This is a genomic window from Ruegeria sp. CDSC051 (genome assembly GCF_059610665.1).
The window spans coordinates 241,390-257,423 of sequence record NZ_JBXWOC010000001.1; the positions used below are offsets into that span (position 1 = coordinate 241,390).

Here is a 16,034-nt window from a genome sequence, read left to right on the forward strand (position 1 = left end):
GATCAGGAAGGAATGACGACAACAGAGCTTTAACCAAGCTTTGCTATCAACTGTTTGCGGCTGGTTTCTGCAGATTTGACAGTTTAAAGGCTAAGCTATGCAAAAAGTCACAGTAACCAGTACCAACAGATTTGATTTAAAAGATATTCTCGCCCCCGGCGAAAAGTTGCTCTGGTCGGGTGAACCCGGATACGGACGCAAGTTCTTTCAGGCGGTAGGTGAGGAGCGGAAGATTCATGTTTTCCTGTTGGTCGCTTCGGTCGTCATGTGGGCTACTATTCCATTCATCAATGCCGATGCCGAGTTTGGCCGTTTTGAGGCGTATTGGATATACGGAGCAGTAACGTTCGCTTTCGTTGCCTTTTCGTTTAGCATCGCGAGTCAGCGGCACTACGTCCTGTATAACTTGGCCTATTTTGTTACGAACAGGCGGGTAATTGTTTGCCGGCGAGGTAGAAACTGGAGGCTAGGTGTCCGGCTCTATGTCGTTTCGTGTGAACATTCAGCGAAGTTTCCGTATTCAATAGTCGATAGTCGCCCTTATCCATCACTTGAAGTTGGCATTCTTCTTTCCGAACAGCAGGTGCAACCATTCGGGCTTGGGCTGTCCCATCCCGGCCATCCGATACTCTTTGGCAGGACATACTACCCTATACTGTTGGACTATGTTCCGGAGGCTGAGGAACTACTCACAATGATCCGATCTTGACGGCGTGATGTAGCGGATACCACAGGAGTGTCATGAGCATTAGATTTGACCTCGTTTCGGCTGCGTAGCCCCATCTCAATGCAGCTACAGCTATCCCGTTGCCCACCCTCCGTACGCCCCATTCCCAAGGCTTAAACTTCTTTCCGTCATAACTCCTTTCAACAAGCCGGGCAGAGCGGCGGCAGAAAGGAGCACAGATGGTATTCGATTTCTTGCGTCGTGGATCGGCTGATGAGGCGCCCGAGGCGAAGGCGAGCGCGGCGGGGCCTGTGGTGGCGTGGCAGACCGGGGGGCGCGTGGCGTGGAGTCCGCGGGATGCGGTGTCGCTGACGCGGACGGGGTTTGCGGGGAACCCGGTGGGGTTTCGCTCGGTCAAGCTGATTGCCGAGGCGGCGGCGGCGTTACCTTTGGTGCTGCAGGATCAGGCGCAGCGGTTTGAGACGCATCCGATCCTGTCCCTGATGCGCCGTCCGAATGCCGCACAGGGGCGGGCAGAGTTGATGGAGGCCTTGTTTGCGCAGTTGCTGCTGTCGGGCAATGCCTATGTTGAGGCGGTTCAGGCCGAAGAAGGGCTGCCGGTTGAGCTGCATGTCTTGCGATCCGACCGGATGAGCGTGGTGCCGGGAGCGGATGGCTGGCCCAAGGCGTATGATTACGCTGTGGGCGGCAAGAAACACCGGTTTGCGGCGGAAAACATCTGTCATATCAAATCGTTCCACCCGCAAGATGATCACTACGGGTTCTCGCCGATGCAGGCTGCGGCGATGGCGATTGATGTGCACAACAGCGCGTCTCGGTGGTCAAAATCGCTGCTCGACAATGCAGCGCGACCTTCGGGGGCGCTGGTTTGGAAGGGCGGTGATGGCCAAGGGGTGATGGCCGAGGATCAGTTCCGGCGTCTTTCCGATGAGATCGAGCAGAACTATCGCGGGGCGCGCAATGCTGGTCGTCCGATGGTTCTGGAGGGGGGCCTGGATTGGAAGCCGATGGGCTTTTCGCCCTCGGACATGGAGTTTCAAAAGACCAAGGAAGCCGCCGCCCGCGAGATCGCGCTGGCCTTTGGGGTCCCGCCGATGTTGCTGGGGATCCAGGGCGATGCGACCTATTCGAACTATCAGGAGGCCAACCGGGCGTTTTACCGCCTGACCGTGCTGCCCCTGGTGACGCGGGTGGCGGCGGTGGTGTCGGCGTGGTTGGCCGGCTTTACCGGCGAAGAGCTTATGCTGAAGCCCGATCTGGATCAGGTTCCAGCGTTGTCCTCCGAGCGGGATGCGCTTTGGGCGCGGGTCAATGGGGCTGAGTTCCTGACTGACGCAGAAAAGCGTGCTTTGCTGGGGCTGCCGGAGCGTGCGGATGGCTGAAGGATATCCGCCATTCGATTGCGCGCCAGGCTTGCGGCTGGCCGCGCATGAGCGGGTGGCCGAGATTCAGCATGCGCATTTGTGCCAGCGGCTGGATCAGATCGAAGAGATGATGGAGCGGCTGGAGAGGCGGTTGTGGTTGACGGTGTATGGCGTGGCAGCGGTGATCCTAGCGCAGGCGTTTCAGTCATTCCTTTCAGTAACGCCATGAATTCAGAGAGTTACATGGAGAAGTTTATGGATTTGGAGCATAAGTTCGCACGGTTCGGAGAGGGTCTTTCGGTGACCGAGGACGCGGTGATCGAAGGTTATGCCAGCCTGTTTGGACAGGTGGATCAGGGCAGTGACGTGGTGCAGAAAGGTGCGTATCGCGGTTCGCTTGAGAGGCTGGGCACAGCGGGTCAACGGGTCAAGATGCTCTGGCAGCATGACCCGGCGCAGCCCATTGGTGTCTGGGATGAGGTGCACGAAGATGACCGGGGCTTGTGGGTCAAGGGACGTCTGCTGGAAAGCACTCAGAAAGGTCGCGAGGCGGCCGAGTTGATCCGGGCGGGCGCAATGGATGGCCTGTCGATTGGCTATCGTACCAAGCGCGCCGTGAAGAATGACAAGGGCCAGCGGGTCCTGACCGAACTGGAGCTGTGGGAGGTGTCGCTGGTGACGTTCCCGATGCTGCCCAGTGCGCGGGTGGCGGCAAAGGGGGTGGACCCCGAGGCCGAGAACACCTGGCGCAGTATTGCCGAGGTGTTTGATCACGCCCGGCAGGAGCTGGCGCGAACCTAGCGCGCCGAAACCTCACCCCCAAAAAGGAAGTGCTGATGAGCAAGACCGAAACCCCGGCCTTGACCGGAGAGGGTGTGCCCCTGGTTCAGGAGGTGAAGCAGGCGATGACTGGCTTCGTGAACGAATTCAAGGGCCTGAAGGCTGAAGTTAAAACCAAATTGCAACAGACAGAAGAGCGACTGACCATGCTGGATCGTAAATCAACCATCGCGGCACGCCCGCATCTTGCGGCCTCAATCGAGGACGGTGCACCGCATCAGAAGGCCTTTGATGCCTATGTGCGTTCGGGTGAGGATGACGGCCTGCGTGGGCTTGAGATGGAGGTGAAATCCCTCTCGAGCGCTGTGAACAGTGACGGTGGGTACCTGATTGACCCGCAAACCGCCGAGATCATCAAATCGGTGCTGAAATCTACGGCCTCTATCCGCTCGATTGCTTCGATCGTAAATGTCGAGGCGAACTCGTTCGATGTTTTGATCGACCACACGGATATCGGTGCGGGCTGGGCAGATGAAAATGCTGCGGCGAGCGAAACCAGCACCCCGTCGATTGACCGGATATCGATCCCGCTGCACGAGCTGAGCGCACTGCCCAAAGCCTCGCAGCGACTGCTGGATGACAGCGCGTTCGATGTCGAGGGTTGGCTGGCCGGTCGTATCGCGGACAAGTTTGCACGCGCCGAGGCCTCGGCCTTTATCAACGGCGACGGTGCGGACAAACCCAAGGGTATTCTGAACCACGCCAAGGTCGACAACGATGTTTGGGATTGGGGTAACATTGGTTATGTCCCCACCGGCATCGATGGCGGTGTCGAGGCGGATGCCATTGTGGACGTGGTTTATGCTCTGGGTGCGCAGTACCGGGTCAACGGGACCTTCGTGATGAACTCGAAAACTGCTGGTCTGATCCGCAAGCTGAAAGACAGCGATGGCCGCTTCTTGTGGTCGGACGGTCTGGCGGCCGGTGAGCCGGCACGTCTGATGGGCTATCCGGTGCTGATCGCCGAAGACATGCCGGATGCGGGAACCGACAGTTTCTCGATTGCCTTCGGTGACTTCCAGGCGGGCTATACCATCGCCGAGCGCCCGGACCTGCGTGTATTGCGCGATCCCTTCAGCGCCAAACCGCATGTCCTGTTCTATGCGACCAAGCGCGTCGGCGGCGATGTCAGCGACTTTGCTGCGATCAAGCTGGTGAAATTCGGCACCGCCTAAAGCGGGCTGAATTCCTGGGGGGCCTTTGCCCCTCGGGGCGGCGGGCGCGGGTCGGGGTGAGATCCCCTGCGTTGTCTAGCTGCTCCCCTCCGTCCGAGCAACGTGGGGCGGCGCGTGCCCGTCAATTCCTGAAGTTACGGCCCCGGAGGGGTCCGAGATTGCGGAGTGAATGGATGATGTTGATCGAAGAAACCGCCATCGCGGATGCGGCGCTGCCGGTGGATCAGTTCAAGGCGCATTTGAGGCTGGGAACAGGCTTTACTGGTGCCAGCGTGCAGGATGAAGTGCTCAAGGGCTTCTTAAGGGCGGCGATTGCTGCGATTGAGGCGCGTACCGGGAAGGTACTTATCACGCGTGAGTTTTCCTGGAGCCTTAACAGTTGGCGTGACCCTGCGGGCGAAGTGCTGCCTGTGGCGCCGGTCTCGACCATCAATACGGTCAGTTTGACGGATGCAGCGGGTACTGAAACCGCCGTTTCGTCTGACAGATACAGATTGGATCGCGATAGCCAGCGCCCGCGGATACGCCCTGCCGGGGCTGTCTTGCCCGCTATTTCGACCGGCGGATCCGTGAAGATCGCGTTTATCGCCGGTATTGCCGGGGAATGGTCAAGCTTGCCGGCAGATCTTGGGCAGGCGGTTCTGCTGTTGGCCGCGCATTACTATGAATACCGGGATGAGACCACGTTGGGTGCCGGCTGTATGCCCTTTGGCGTGACCAGCCTGATCCAACGCTATCGTGTGGTTCGTTTTGGTGCAGGGGTGGCCCAATGAAGGCGCCCCGGCTGAATAGAAAACTGTTGCTTGAATCCTCCGTGCGCACCGCTGATGGCGCCGGTGGGTATCTGGAAACATGGGTCGCCTTGGGCTCGGTTTGGGCCGAAGTCACTGCGCGCAGCGGGTCAGAGCGAAATGTTGCAGGGTTGCCGGTTTCGCGTGTCGGCTACCGGATTGTGGTTCGTGGCGCGCCCGAAGGATCGACCATGCGCCCCTCGCCGGATCAGCGGTTTGCGGAAGGCACACGCCGTTTCGTTATCCGCGCCGTCGCCGAGCGGGACCTGCGCGGCCAGTACTTGATCTGCTTTGCGGATGAGGAGGTGGCGGTATGAGCTATGGCGTTTCAGCCGCGTTGCAGGCGGCAATTTACCAGAAATTGTCGGAAGACACACAGATCAGCACTCTTTCAGGTGGAGCGATCTATGACGCCGTTCCAGCGGGTTCAGTTCCGCAAACCTATGTGACGCTGGGCCCGGAAGAGGTGCGCGATGCCTCGGACCGGTCGGGGACCGGTGCGGTGCATCGGTTCACGGTGTCCGTCGTGTCCGAAGCTGCCGGGTTCGGTGCAGCAAAAACGTTGGCGGGGGCGGTTTGTGACGCCCTGGACAGTGCGGGGCTGACCCTGGATCGAGGCCGATTGGTCGGGCTGTGGTTCGAACGTGCCTCGGCCCGTCGGACCGGAACGGGCGGCGCGATCCGCCAGATCGACCTGAAATTCCGCGCCCGCGTGGAAGACGATTAAGCAATCAACGGAGAGAGCAAATGGCTGCCCAGAACGGAAAAGACCTGTTGGTCAAAGTGGATATGAACGGCTCAGGCCTGTTCGAGACCATTGCGGGGCTGCGTGCCACGCGGGTCAGTTTCAACGCGGAAAGTGTCGATGTGACCAGCCTGGAAAGCCAGGGTGGCTGGCGCGAGCTTTTGTCGGGCGCGGGGGTCAAGTCGGCCTCGATCTCGGGCTCGGGCGTATTCAAGGACGCGGGAACGGATGAGCGCGCGCGACAGCTGTTCTTTGACGGTGAGACACCGGGTTTTCAGATCATCATCCCGGATTTCGGGATTGTTGAAGGTGCGTTCCAGGTGACCGGCATCGAATATGCGGGCTCTCACAATGGCGAAGCGACCTATGAAATGAGCATGGCAAGCGCCGGTGCTCTGACCTTTACGGCGCTGTAACGATGGCCAATCCGTGGACAGGAGAGGTGGCACTGACCATCGATGGAGAGCAACGGGTTCTGAAGCTGACGTTGGGCGCTTTGGCGGAACTGGAACAAGAGCTGGGCATCGGGACATTGGTTGAACTGGTGCAACGGTTCGAAGGTGGCGCCTATTCCAGCGGCGATGTTCTGGCGCTTATCGTCGCCGGGTTGCGAGGAGGCGGGACCAATGTCACCCGCGCTGACCTGCTGAGTGCCGAGATTGAGGGTGGGCCAATGCACGGAGCCCGTGCTGCGGCCGAGCTGTTGGCAAGGGCCTTCATGGTGCCGGGGCAGGCATGAGCGGGTTCGACTGGCCCGCATTGATGCGGGCCGGGTTCCTCAGCCTACGCCTGACACCGGACCAATTCTGGAACCTGACCCCGGCCGAGCTGCGGCTGATGCTGGGGCAGGGCGCGGGCATGCCTTCGATGAACAAGATGGGTCTGGACGCGTTGTTGGCGGCCTATCCGGACAAGACAATAGGAGAGCGTGATGACGGATCGTGACGGGTTGGACGACCTGCAGGAACGCGGCGAGGCGCTTGGCGACTCGCTGGGTGATGCGGCGTCAATGGCCGCGGCATTTGATGGGCAGATGAAGCGCATCAAGGCGGCGTTTGAAGAAACGGGTAAGGATGTGGCGACGCTGGAGCGTGGCATGTCCGGCGGCCTGCGACGGGCGTTCGATGGCGTCGTGATGGACGGAATGAACCTGTCCGATGCGCTGGATGTGCTGAAAAACTCGATGATCCGCACCGCGTATTCGGCGGCGATCAAACCGGTCACGGATCACTTCGGCGGCCTTCTTGCCAATGGGATCGGCGGCTTTGTGAAGGGCATCCTGCCTTTCGCGGATGGCGGCAGTTTTAGTCAGGGACGGGTGATGCCCTTTGCCAACGGCGGAGTGATTAGCGGCCCGACTACGTTTCCCATGCGTGGCGGCACCGGGCTGATGGGCGAAGCCGGCCCCGAGGCCATCATGCCCCTGGCCCGCGGAACAGACGGGAAATTGGGCGTGCGCATGTCGGGCGGTGGTTCTGCGGTAAACGTGGTGATGAACATCACCACCCCGGACGTACAGGGTTTCCGTCGAAGCCAAAGCCAGATCGCGGCCCAGATGAGCCGCGCGCTGGGTCGTGGCAATCGCAACAGGTAGATCAGGGAGCAGATCATGAATTTCCACGAGGTGAGATTTCCGGCCAGCCTGAGTTTTGGTTCGGTCGGTGGGCCCGAGAGGCGCACGGATATTGTGACGCTGGCGAACGGGTTCGAAGAGCGCAATACCCCCTGGGCGCATTCGCGGCGTCGCTATGATGCCGGTCTGGGTATGCGATCCTTGGATGACATCGAAACGTTGATCTCGTTCTTCGAGGCGAGGCAGGGGCAGATGTTTGGATTTCGCTGGAAAGACTGGTCCGATTTCAAATCTGGTGCGGCTACGGGCGAAGTTGCCCAAGGCGACCAGATCATTGCGCAAGGTGATGGCGTAGCGACAGAATTCCAGCTGGTAAAGACCTATTCCTCGGGTGGATTCACTTATGTAAGGCCGGTCGTCAAACCCGTATTGGGAACCGTCCGCGTGGGCGTCGAGCAGGATGAGATGCGTGAAGGTGTCGACTTCGAGGTGGATCTGAACTCGGGGTTGGTCACGTTCTATTCGCCTCCGCCTGAACGGGTTGATATCACCGCCGGCTTTGAATTCGATGTGCCAGTGAGGTTTGACACCGACAAGATCCAGACAAGTGTCGCGAGTTTTCAGGCAGGGGACGTTCCGAACGTGCCAGTGGTCGAGGTGCGTGTCTGATGGCTGGTGACAAACAGGCACTGCAGGTCCATCTGCAGAGCGGTCTGACAACGACCTGTCGGTGTTGGGCGATTACGCGCACAGACGGTGTTCAGTTTGGCTTTACCGACCATGACCTGAAGCTGAGCTTTGAAGGCCTGGACTTCAATGCAAGTTCGGGTCTGACGGCAGCCGCGATCGAGCAGGCAACGGGGCTGTCCATTGATAACTCGGAAGCAATGGGTGCGTTATCGGATGTCGCAGTAACCGAAAAGGATATCGAATCCGGTCGCTTCGACGGGGCCGAGGTGCGGGCATGGCTTGTGAACTGGGCCGATCCATCGCAGCGAATGTTGCAGTTCCGCGGATCAATCGGTGAATTGCGACGGGCAGGTGGGGCTTTTCATGCCGAATTGCGGGGCCTGACAGATAAGTTGAACCGACCTTTGGGCCGGATTTACCAAAAGCCCTGCACAGCCGTGCTGGGCGACAAGGCGTGCGGGTTCAACACCGATGCCCTGGGATACTCGGCCGAAGCTGAGATCGTCGGTTTGACGGGTGGCAGTATTTTGCAGCTGCGAGGGGCGGAAACTCACCTTGAGACATGGTTCGAACGTGGTCGGCTTGATGTGCTGACAGGCCGTGCGGCTGGGCTGTGGGGGGCGGTCAAGAAGGACCAAAAGACCGACACAGGTCGATCGGTCGTTCTGTGGTCTGCAATCAGCGGTGGATTGGCCGAGGGCGACAGGGTGAGGCTGACCGCAGGTTGCGACAAGCGCATGACGACCTGCCGCTTGAAGTTCAATAATATCACGAATTTTCAGGGCTTTCCTGACCTGCCTTCCGAAGATTGGGTGATGGCGGTTCCCAAGAAAAACGGGGCAAACAGGGGGGGAAGCAGACGATGATCCCGACAAAGCAAAGCATTGTTGATGAGGCCAGAAGCTGGCTAGGCACCCCCTATGTCCATCAGGCGTCTGTAAGAGGCACCGGAACGGACTGTCTGGGACTACTGCGTGGCGTATGGCGCGCTGTGCTCGGGCACGAACCTGAGGCCGTCCCAATCTATAGCATGGATTGGTCTGAACCACAGGGCGAAGAGCGTATGTGGGCCGCAGCACGCCGCCATCTCATCGAGAAAGATCCGGCATGGTTTTCGGTCGGAGACGTGTTGCTGTTTCGTATGCGGGAAAGTGGCGTTGCCAAGCATTTGGGAATTGTCAGCACCTGTCGAGACATCCCTCGGTTCATTCACGCTTATTCCGGACATGGCGTTGTTGAAAGCGCCCTAAGCGACCCGTGGCGACGGCGGGTTGTTTCTTGTTTTGAGTTCCCCACGGAGGATATCTAAATGGCGACGATATTACTGTCTGCGGCGGGTGCCGCTGTTGGCGGGGCCATTGGCGGGACGGTTGCGGGGCTGTCCACGGCAGTTATCGGCCGTGCCATTGGTGCCACTCTTGGGCGTGTCATCGACCAGCGTTTGATGAGCCAGTCGGTCATGGGCAGCGGCAGCGAAGTTGTAGAAACAGGCCGATTGGACCGTTTTCGCCTTACTCAGACGGGCGAGGGCGCCGCTGTCGCCAACATCTTTGGTCGAATGCGTATCGGGGGGCAGGTTATCTGGGCTTCGGATTTTCTGGAAACCCGCAGCACCAGCTCTACCACGCAATCGGTTGGGGGTGGCAAGGGATCCCCCAAGCAGCCCGAGGTTACAACGACCACCAACAGCTACAGCTATTCAGTTTCATTAGCGGTCGCGTTGGGCGCGGGGCAAATATCTGACGTGCCGCGTGTCTGGGCGGATGGCGAAGAGATTGAGCGCAGCAGTTTGAATATGCGCGTCTATCCTGGCACCGACGATCAGCTGCCCGATCCGTTGATCGAAGCAATCGAAGGGACTGGAAACGTCCCGGCCTATCGTGGCACTGCCTATATCGTGATCGAAGGTTTAAAGTTGGGCGCTTTTGGAAACCGCGTCCCGCAGTTCTCGTTCGAGGTCGTGCGGCAAGAGCAGCCTGGTTTGCCTGATACCGAAAATTCCCTGTCACGTATTGTACGAGGCGTGGCGCTAATGCCTGGGACCGGTGAATATGCATTGGCGTCCCAGCAGGTGAATTACACAAAAGGCCGCGGCCGCAGTTGGGCGGCCAATGTGAATTCAACCTCTGGTTTGCCTGATCTCGTGACGTCCACACAAGCCTTGAAAAGTGAACTTCCGGGCTGTGAATCCGCCTCTTTGGTTGTGTCCTGGTTCGGAAGTGATCTGCGATGCGGTCAATGCAAGATACAACCAAAGGTTCTGCAAAATGGTATCGAAGGCAAAAATATGCCCTGGGGTGTCGCGGGGCTGACAAGGGCAACCGCCCAGATCGTTCGTCAGGAAAATAACGAGCCCGTCTATGGCGCGACACCAGCGGACGCGTCGGTCATTCAAGCGATCCAACACCTTAAGCAAGAGGGGAAGCGGGTCATGTTCTACCCGTTTATCCTGATGGATCAGATCGGTGGAAACGGATTGCCCGATCCGTGGTCAGACGCCAGCGATCAGCCCCACCTTCCCTGGCGCGGTCGCATCACCCTGAGCGTTGCGCCTGGGCGGGACGGGTCTCCGGACCAGATGGCAGAGGCCGATGTTCAGGTGTCCGATTTCTTTGGTCAGGCGCGAGCGGTTGATTTTGTTATCGGAAACGGCACGGTTTCCTACTCTGGCCCGCAGGACTGGGGGTTGTGCCGATTTATTCTTCACTACGCTGCATTGTGTAAGGCGGCAGGTGGGGTGGACTCCTTCTGTATCAGTTCGGAAATGCGTGGTCTTACCCAGATTCGTGGCCTAAACGGATTTCCGGCCGTTGAGCAGCTGCGCGTTTTGGCAGGGCAAGTGCGTAGTATTCTGGGGCCAGACACAAAGATCGGTTATGCGGCGGACTGGAGCGAGTATTTCGGCTACCAGCCATATGATGGCAGTGGGGACCGCTACTTCCATCTCGATCCGCTTTGGGCGGATGATAACATAGATTTCGTCGGTATCGACAATTACATGCCTCTGTCCGACTGGCGGGACGGTGAAGATCACTTGGATGCAGATGTCGGGGCAAAATCCATCTACGATCTTTCCTATCTGCGCGGGAACATCGAGGGTGGCGAGGGCTATGACTGGTATTATGCTTCGCCTGAGGAAGAGGCGGCACAAATCCGTACGCCGATCGAAGATGGTTTACATAACGAGCCTTGGATCTGGCGTTATAAGGACGTTCGCAACTGGTGGTCACAACCGCATCACGAGCGAATCAATGGTGTGCGTAGCGACAACCCGACTGACTGGTTGCCAGAGTCCAAGCCCATCTGGTTCACTGAGCTCGGTTGTGCGGCAGTAGACAAAGGCACCAACCAGCCCAACAAGTTTCTAGACCCTAAATCTTCAGAATCCGGGTTGCCGAAATATTCAAACGGGCTTCGGGACGACTTTCTGCAGACGCAATACCTCAGGGCGGTTCTTGGCTATTGGTCGGACGCAGATATCAATCCAGTTTCATCCAGCTATGGCGGCCCGATGGTGGACGTGTCCAATGCCTATGTCTGGGCGTGGGATGCGCGGCCCTATCCGACCTTTCCAAACCTGCGCAGCCAGTGGAGCGATGGGGCCAACTATGCCCGCGGCCATTGGCTTAATGGGCGTTCCGGCTCACGAACGCTGGCCTCTGTTGTAACCGAGCTTTGCCATGCTGCCGGTGTTACCGAGATTGATGTCTCGGGCCTTTACGGTTCCGTTCAGGGCTATGCGGTTGAACAGGTTTCGGATGCCCGTTCGGCATTGCAACCGCTCATGCTGCGGTATGGTTTCGATGCGCTTGAACGCGAAGGAAAGCTGATCTTTCAGATGCGGGATGGCGCACGTGCCCTGACCCTGAATGAAGAGCAGTTGGCCATCACTTCGGACATTGACGGACACGTGGAATATCGTCGCGAGGCTGAGGCGGAAATCTCTGGCCGTGTCAGGCTGCGCTTTGTTCAGTCTGATGCTGACCATGAAATAGCCTCGGAAGAGGCTGTGTTGCCTGATGATGAAACCCATTCGGTATCGGTAAATGAGATGCCGTTGTCCATGACGCGGGCCGAGGGGCGTCAAACGGTGGAACGCTGGCTGAGTGAGGCGCGTGTCTCGCGTGAAACGGCTAGGTTTGCATTACCGCCTTCGCTTTTGAATGTCGGGGCAGGGGATGTTGTGCGGCTTGTCAGTGGTGGGCAGGAAGCGCGCTATCGCATTGACAGGCTTGAACAGGCCGAAATGCAACTGGCCGAGGCTGTCAGGATCGAGCCCGGCGTTTACACACCGCCAGATGCCCCCGCTGATGAAGTTACAGCGAAGCCATTTGTCGCTCCGGTGCCGGTGCTGCCGGTATTCTTGGACCTGCCTCTGATCACCGGTTCCGAAGTGCCGCATGCGCCATATCTTGCGGCTGCAGCAGACCCTTGGCCAGGAAGCGTTGCGGTGTATGCCGCATTAAGCGATGAGGATTACGCGTTGCAACAGGTGATAACAGGGCAGGCCATAATAGGCTTCACCGCAAGCCCGATGCGAAGGGCCAGTACCGGACTTTGGGATGAAGGCGATGCCTTACGTGTCAATCTTGTAGATGGCGTCCTGGAGTCCCGTCCACGGTCTGCCTTGTTAAACGGCGCAAATCTTGCAGCGATTGGCGACGGAACGCCCGGCAATTGGGAGGTGTTCCAGTTCGCGGATGCTGCTCTGCAAGAGGAAGGTGTCTATACCCTATCTGGCCGGTTGCGCGGCCAGCTGGGGACAGATGCAATCATGCCCGATCTCTGGCCCGAAGGATCAATGTTCGTGTTGTTGGACGAACGTGTCTTCCAGACAGGGTTGTTGCGGTCGGAACGTGGCCTGACCAAACATTACCGTATCGGGCCTGCAACCAGAGGGTACGAAGATCCCTCTTACGAGCATCTGGTCGAGGCCTTTGAAGGCAATGGTTTGCGGCCCTATGCCCCTTCTCATCTTCGCGTGCAGCAATCCAGCTCGAGGGACGTGTTCTCATGGGTGCGGCGGACACGTCTGGATGGCGATGACTGGTCCGGGCTGGATGTGCCGTTGAATGAAGAAACCGAAGCCTACCTTGTTCAGGTCCGGCAGAACGGTAGCCTGATTCGGGAACAGGTCGTTGCCCAGCCGGATTGGAATTACACGTCGTCCATGAAGGCCGGTGACGCTGCAACTGGGTCTTATGAGGTGTCGGTTTCGCAGATATCTGCGGCTTACGGACCTGGATTGCCTGTCAGGCTGCAGGTCGGATAGGCGCGGTGCGGCCCGTATTGCACGGAGATGTCAGCACGGCGGCGCGTGTTTTGTTGAACGCGCCGCCCGATCAGCGTGACCGTTTATGCCGACGTATGATTGCCGAAGCTGAAACGGCTGATGGCCATGTAAGTAAAACAGGGCGGCTACACCCGTTGTTCGGCAACGGTTCGTTAATGGCTGCGGCCCGAAACCGGCGCCTTGCCGCCGAACCCTCATTCGATGATCTGCAGTATTGCCGGTGTTTTGAGACGGTGCTGCGTCATTTGATCCGGTTCCGCATCAACCAGAAGCACAGCTGACACATCTGGTTGCGGCGAGGTCCAATTCCAGTCGGCCATTTGGAATCGGCTCGCCGCAATCTTCGCAGAATCCGTATTCTCGACTTTCAATCCGCTTCAGCGCGGCCAAAAGGCGTCGGTATTCCAGGTCCCGATTGACTTGGTGCGCCTTGGCCATGGCCTGGTTCTGTAGCGCATCCATCCGGCTCAGACGACCGATAGATTGTTGATCCAGTTCAACAACAGATTGCGCATCTTTCCCGGCCTGCGACTGGCGCGCCAATTCGTCCAGCCTGACAAGGATTTTCTCGTTGATTTGCTTCAGGTCAGCCTCATTCATTTTCGTTGCTTTGCCGATCACGGGTTTGCGTTTGGCGTTTTAGCCACTAAATGGCATTCTAGGCGCAGCAAAGGATCAAAAGCCATGTTGGAAAAGCGCAGTCATGTCACACCCGTAGATCCCGTTTGGGATCGCATCACGACCGAGGCTCAGGCCGCGGTCGAGAATGAACCACTGATGGGTGGATTGGTGCACGCCTGTATTCTGCATCATCGCAGCCTGACCAGAGCATTGTCCTATCGCGTTTCCGCTAAACTATGCTCGAACGAAATGTCGATGATGGTTCTGCGCGAGATCGTGGACGAAGCTTATGCTGACGATCCCCATTTGATTGAGGCCGCCCGCGCAGATCTGATGGCGGTCTACGAGAGGGACCCGGCCTGCCACCGTCTTCTGCAACCGATCCTGTATTTCAAAGGTTATCAAGCGATGCAGGCCTACCGCGTCGCCCATTGGCTATGGCTCAAGGGGCGATATGATCTGGCCTATTTCTTCCAGATGCGGTCCTCCGAAATCTTCGGCATCGACATTCACCCGGCTGCCAAAATCGGCAAGGGGATCATGATCGACCATGCTCATTCCATCGTGATCGGTGAAACGGCCATCGTTGGCGACAACGTTTCGATGTTGCATTCGGTCACGCTGGGCGGGACCGGAAAAGAAGAGGAGCAACGTCACCCCAAGATTGGTGATGGCGTTTTGATCGGCGCCGGCGCCAAAGTCTTGGGCAATATCGAAGTGGGCCATTGTAGCCGGATTGCCGCCGGTTCGGTGGTGCTGCAAGAGGTGCCACCTTGCAAAACCGTTGCCGGTATTCCGGCCAAGATTGTCGGTGAAGCAGGATGTGACCAGCCCTCGATCTCGATGGATCATATGCTGGGCAAAGATCACTAGATCTGAAGGTTCTTAAAGAAAAAGGCCGCCCAGAAGAGGGCGGCCATTTTTTAGTCAGATATCAGGCCAGCATGACCATCGGGTTTTCCAGATTGTCGACGATCGCCTGCAGCAGCTGCGCACCGAGGGCACCGTCGATGACCCGGTGATCGACCGACATCGTAACCGACATGACCGTTGCAACCGTCAGTTCGCCATCGTCACCAACAACAGGTTTCTTTGCGCCAGTGCCGACGGCCAGAATGCCCGCATGCGGTGGGTTCACGATAGCGTCGAAATTGTCGATGCCGAACATGCCCAGGTTCGAGACCGCAAATGTGCCGCCCTGATACTCATGCGGGGCCAGCTTGCGTTCGCGGGCACGGGCAGCCAGGTCCTTCATCTCGGTTGAAAGCGCTGATAGCGACTTGGTGTCGGCGTCTTGCAGGACCGGCGTGAACAGGCCACCTTCGATCGCGACGGCAACGGCCACGTCCGAGGGTTTCAGCTGCAGAACCCGATCTCCCGCCCAGACGGCGTTGCATTCGGGCACCTGTTGCAGCGCATTGGCCAGGGCCTTGATGATGAAGTCATTGACGCTGAGTTTGACGCCACGGGCCTCAAGTTGCTTATTCAACTGACCGCGGAATTTCAGCAGTGCATCCAGCTTGATATCCCGGCGTAGATAGAAATGCGGGATGGTTTGTTTGGCCTCTGTCAAGCGCGCGGCGATGGTTTTGCGCATCCCGTCCAGCTTAACCTCTTCATAATCGCGGGATTCGTACATCCGCATGACCATATCCGTCGAGGGGCCGGTTGGCGCGGCTGTGGAGGCTGGTGCTGATGCGGCCTGTACAGGGGCAGCCGCCACAGCAGGGGCTGCGGTTGCGCTTTCGACATCCGCCTTGACGATACGCCCATGTGGGCCGGATCCACTGATTTGCGCTAGGTCGAGACCTTTTTGCGCAGCGATGCGACGAGCCAGGGGCGAGGCGAAGATACGACCGCCATCTGCCTTGACCGGCGCTGCCGGGGCGGGGACGGGCGCTTCGGACGCCGCTGGAGCGGAGGCCTCGTTGCCCGTGGCGGCTGGCGCCGCCGCCGGAGCCGCTGCAGGCGTTGCACTGATATCATCAGCGCTTTCGCCTTCTTCCAGCAAAACCGCGATGGCGGTGTTGACTTTGACCCCTTCGGTTCCTTCAGGGATCAGGATTTTGCCGATTGTGCCTTCGTCAACGGCCTCGAACTCCATCGTGGCCTTGTCGGTTTCGATTTCGGCGAGCAGATCTCCAGAGGAGACGGTGTCGCCCTCTTTGACTAGCCATTTGGCAAGCGTGCCTTCCTCCATGGTCGGCGACAGGGCGGGCATCAGAATTTCGGTGGGCATCTGTCTGTTGCTCCC

20 protein-coding genes are annotated in these 16,034 nt (G+C 58.6%); 18 read left to right on the forward strand and 2 right to left on the reverse strand.

The annotated features are described in order from the left end of the window. Window positions 1-97: 97 nt before the first annotated feature. The 17 genes from AC2FH0_RS01190 to AC2FH0_RS01270 all read left to right on the forward strand — a co-directional run bounded on the left by AC2FH0_RS01190 (window position 98) and on the right by AC2FH0_RS01270 (window position 13,440). Window positions 98-709 (forward strand): hypothetical protein, encoded by a 612-nt coding sequence (locus AC2FH0_RS01190; RefSeq protein WP_496700538.1) that lies wholly within the window; start codon window positions 98-100, stop codon window positions 707-709. A gap of 197 nt (window positions 710-906) precedes the next feature. After that, window positions 907-2,070 (forward strand): phage portal protein, encoded by a 1,164-nt coding sequence (locus tag AC2FH0_RS01195; RefSeq protein WP_496788328.1) that lies wholly within the window; start codon window positions 907-909, stop codon window positions 2,068-2,070. Continuing rightward, complete coding sequence (locus AC2FH0_RS01200) at window positions 2,063-2,281, forward strand: GTA head formation protein, RCAP_rcc01685 family (RefSeq protein ID WP_496691057.1); 219 nt, start codon at window positions 2,063-2,065, stop codon at window positions 2,279-2,281. The genes AC2FH0_RS01195 and AC2FH0_RS01200 overlap by 8 nt, the downstream gene beginning before the upstream one ends. Before the next feature lie 14 nt (window positions 2,282-2,295). After that, entirely contained in the window at window positions 2,296-2,853 is a 558-nt protein-coding gene (locus AC2FH0_RS01205) for an HK97 family phage prohead protease (protein WP_496700536.1), read from the forward strand. A gap of 35 nt (window positions 2,854-2,888) precedes the next feature. Then, on the forward strand, window positions 2,889-4,067 hold the full coding sequence (locus tag AC2FH0_RS01210) for a phage major capsid protein (protein ID WP_496788330.1): 1,179 nt from the start codon (window positions 2,889-2,891) through the stop codon (window positions 4,065-4,067). Between the two features lie 173 nt (window positions 4,068-4,240). Beyond that, window positions 4,241-4,840 (forward strand): head-tail connector protein, encoded by a 600-nt coding sequence (locus tag AC2FH0_RS01215; protein WP_496691059.1) that lies wholly within the window; start codon window positions 4,241-4,243, stop codon window positions 4,838-4,840. Then, window positions 4,837-5,175 (forward strand): phage head closure protein, encoded by a 339-nt coding sequence (locus AC2FH0_RS01220; protein WP_142633184.1) that lies wholly within the window; start codon window positions 4,837-4,839, stop codon window positions 5,173-5,175. The genes AC2FH0_RS01215 and AC2FH0_RS01220 overlap by 4 nt, the downstream gene beginning before the upstream one ends. Beyond that, window positions 5,172-5,585, forward strand: a complete 414-nt coding sequence (locus AC2FH0_RS01225; RefSeq protein ID WP_142633186.1) for a DUF3168 domain-containing protein — start codon at window positions 5,172-5,174, stop codon at window positions 5,583-5,585. Before AC2FH0_RS01220 ends, AC2FH0_RS01225 begins: the two co-directional genes overlap by 4 nt. A gap of 20 nt (window positions 5,586-5,605) precedes the next feature. Further along, window positions 5,606-6,019 (forward strand): phage major tail protein, TP901-1 family, encoded by a 414-nt coding sequence (locus AC2FH0_RS01230; protein WP_142633188.1) that lies wholly within the window; start codon window positions 5,606-5,608, stop codon window positions 6,017-6,019. Window positions 6,020-6,021: 2 nt separating this feature from the next. Then, entirely contained in the window at window positions 6,022-6,342 is a 321-nt protein-coding gene (locus AC2FH0_RS01235) for a gene transfer agent family protein (RefSeq protein ID WP_496708563.1), read from the forward strand. Then, window positions 6,339-6,548: a rcc01693 family protein gene (locus tag AC2FH0_RS01240; protein WP_496708562.1), complete on the forward strand. Its 210-nt coding sequence runs from the start codon at window positions 6,339-6,341 to the stop codon at window positions 6,546-6,548. Before AC2FH0_RS01235 ends, AC2FH0_RS01240 begins: the two co-directional genes overlap by 4 nt. After that, window positions 6,535-7,197, forward strand: coding sequence for an RcGTA-type gene transfer agent tail tape measure protein (locus tag AC2FH0_RS01245; protein WP_496688416.1), 663 nt, complete (start codon window positions 6,535-6,537; stop codon window positions 7,195-7,197). The genes AC2FH0_RS01240 and AC2FH0_RS01245 overlap by 14 nt, the downstream gene beginning before the upstream one ends. Before the next feature lie 15 nt (window positions 7,198-7,212). Then, on the forward strand, window positions 7,213-7,845 hold the full coding sequence (locus AC2FH0_RS01250) for a DUF2460 domain-containing protein (RefSeq protein ID WP_281971926.1): 633 nt from the start codon (window positions 7,213-7,215) through the stop codon (window positions 7,843-7,845). Continuing rightward, window positions 7,845-8,732, forward strand: a complete 888-nt coding sequence (locus tag AC2FH0_RS01255; protein WP_496788332.1) for a phage/gene transfer agent baseplate hub protein — start codon at window positions 7,845-7,847, stop codon at window positions 8,730-8,732. The genes AC2FH0_RS01250 and AC2FH0_RS01255 overlap by 1 nt, the downstream gene beginning before the upstream one ends. Next, a complete protein-coding gene (locus AC2FH0_RS01260) occupies window positions 8,729-9,175 on the forward strand; it encodes a C40 family peptidase (protein ID WP_496700530.1) in 447 nt (148 codons plus the stop codon). Before AC2FH0_RS01255 ends, AC2FH0_RS01260 begins: the two co-directional genes overlap by 4 nt. After that, entirely contained in the window at window positions 9,176-13,138 is a 3,963-nt protein-coding gene (locus tag AC2FH0_RS01265; RefSeq protein WP_496788334.1) for a baseplate multidomain protein megatron, read from the forward strand. It begins immediately after the preceding gene. 5 nt (window positions 13,139-13,143) lie between these two features. Next, window positions 13,144-13,440: a DUF7742 family protein gene (locus AC2FH0_RS01270; protein WP_496691065.1), complete on the forward strand. Its 297-nt coding sequence runs from the start codon at window positions 13,144-13,146 to the stop codon at window positions 13,438-13,440. Here the strand turns inward: AC2FH0_RS01270 and AC2FH0_RS01275 are convergent. Further along, window positions 13,421-13,759, reverse strand: a complete 339-nt coding sequence (locus AC2FH0_RS01275) for a TraR/DksA family transcriptional regulator (protein WP_496701292.1) — start codon at window positions 13,757-13,759, stop codon at window positions 13,421-13,423. The genes AC2FH0_RS01270 and AC2FH0_RS01275 overlap by 20 nt on opposite strands. An 84-nt stretch (window positions 13,760-13,843) precedes the next feature. On the opposite strand from AC2FH0_RS01275, the gene cysE reads away from it, so the two are divergent. Then, window positions 13,844-14,653, forward strand: a complete 810-nt coding sequence (gene cysE / locus AC2FH0_RS01280) for a serine O-acetyltransferase (RefSeq protein WP_496676121.1) — start codon at window positions 13,844-13,846, stop codon at window positions 14,651-14,653. 61 nt (window positions 14,654-14,714) lie between these two features. On the opposite strand, the gene AC2FH0_RS01285 is transcribed toward cysE, so the two are convergent. After that, window positions 14,715-16,019: a pyruvate dehydrogenase complex dihydrolipoamide acetyltransferase gene (locus tag AC2FH0_RS01285; protein WP_496691067.1), complete on the reverse strand. Its 1,305-nt coding sequence runs from the start codon at window positions 16,017-16,019 to the stop codon at window positions 14,715-14,717. Between the last annotated feature and the right edge of the window lie 15 nt (window positions 16,020-16,034).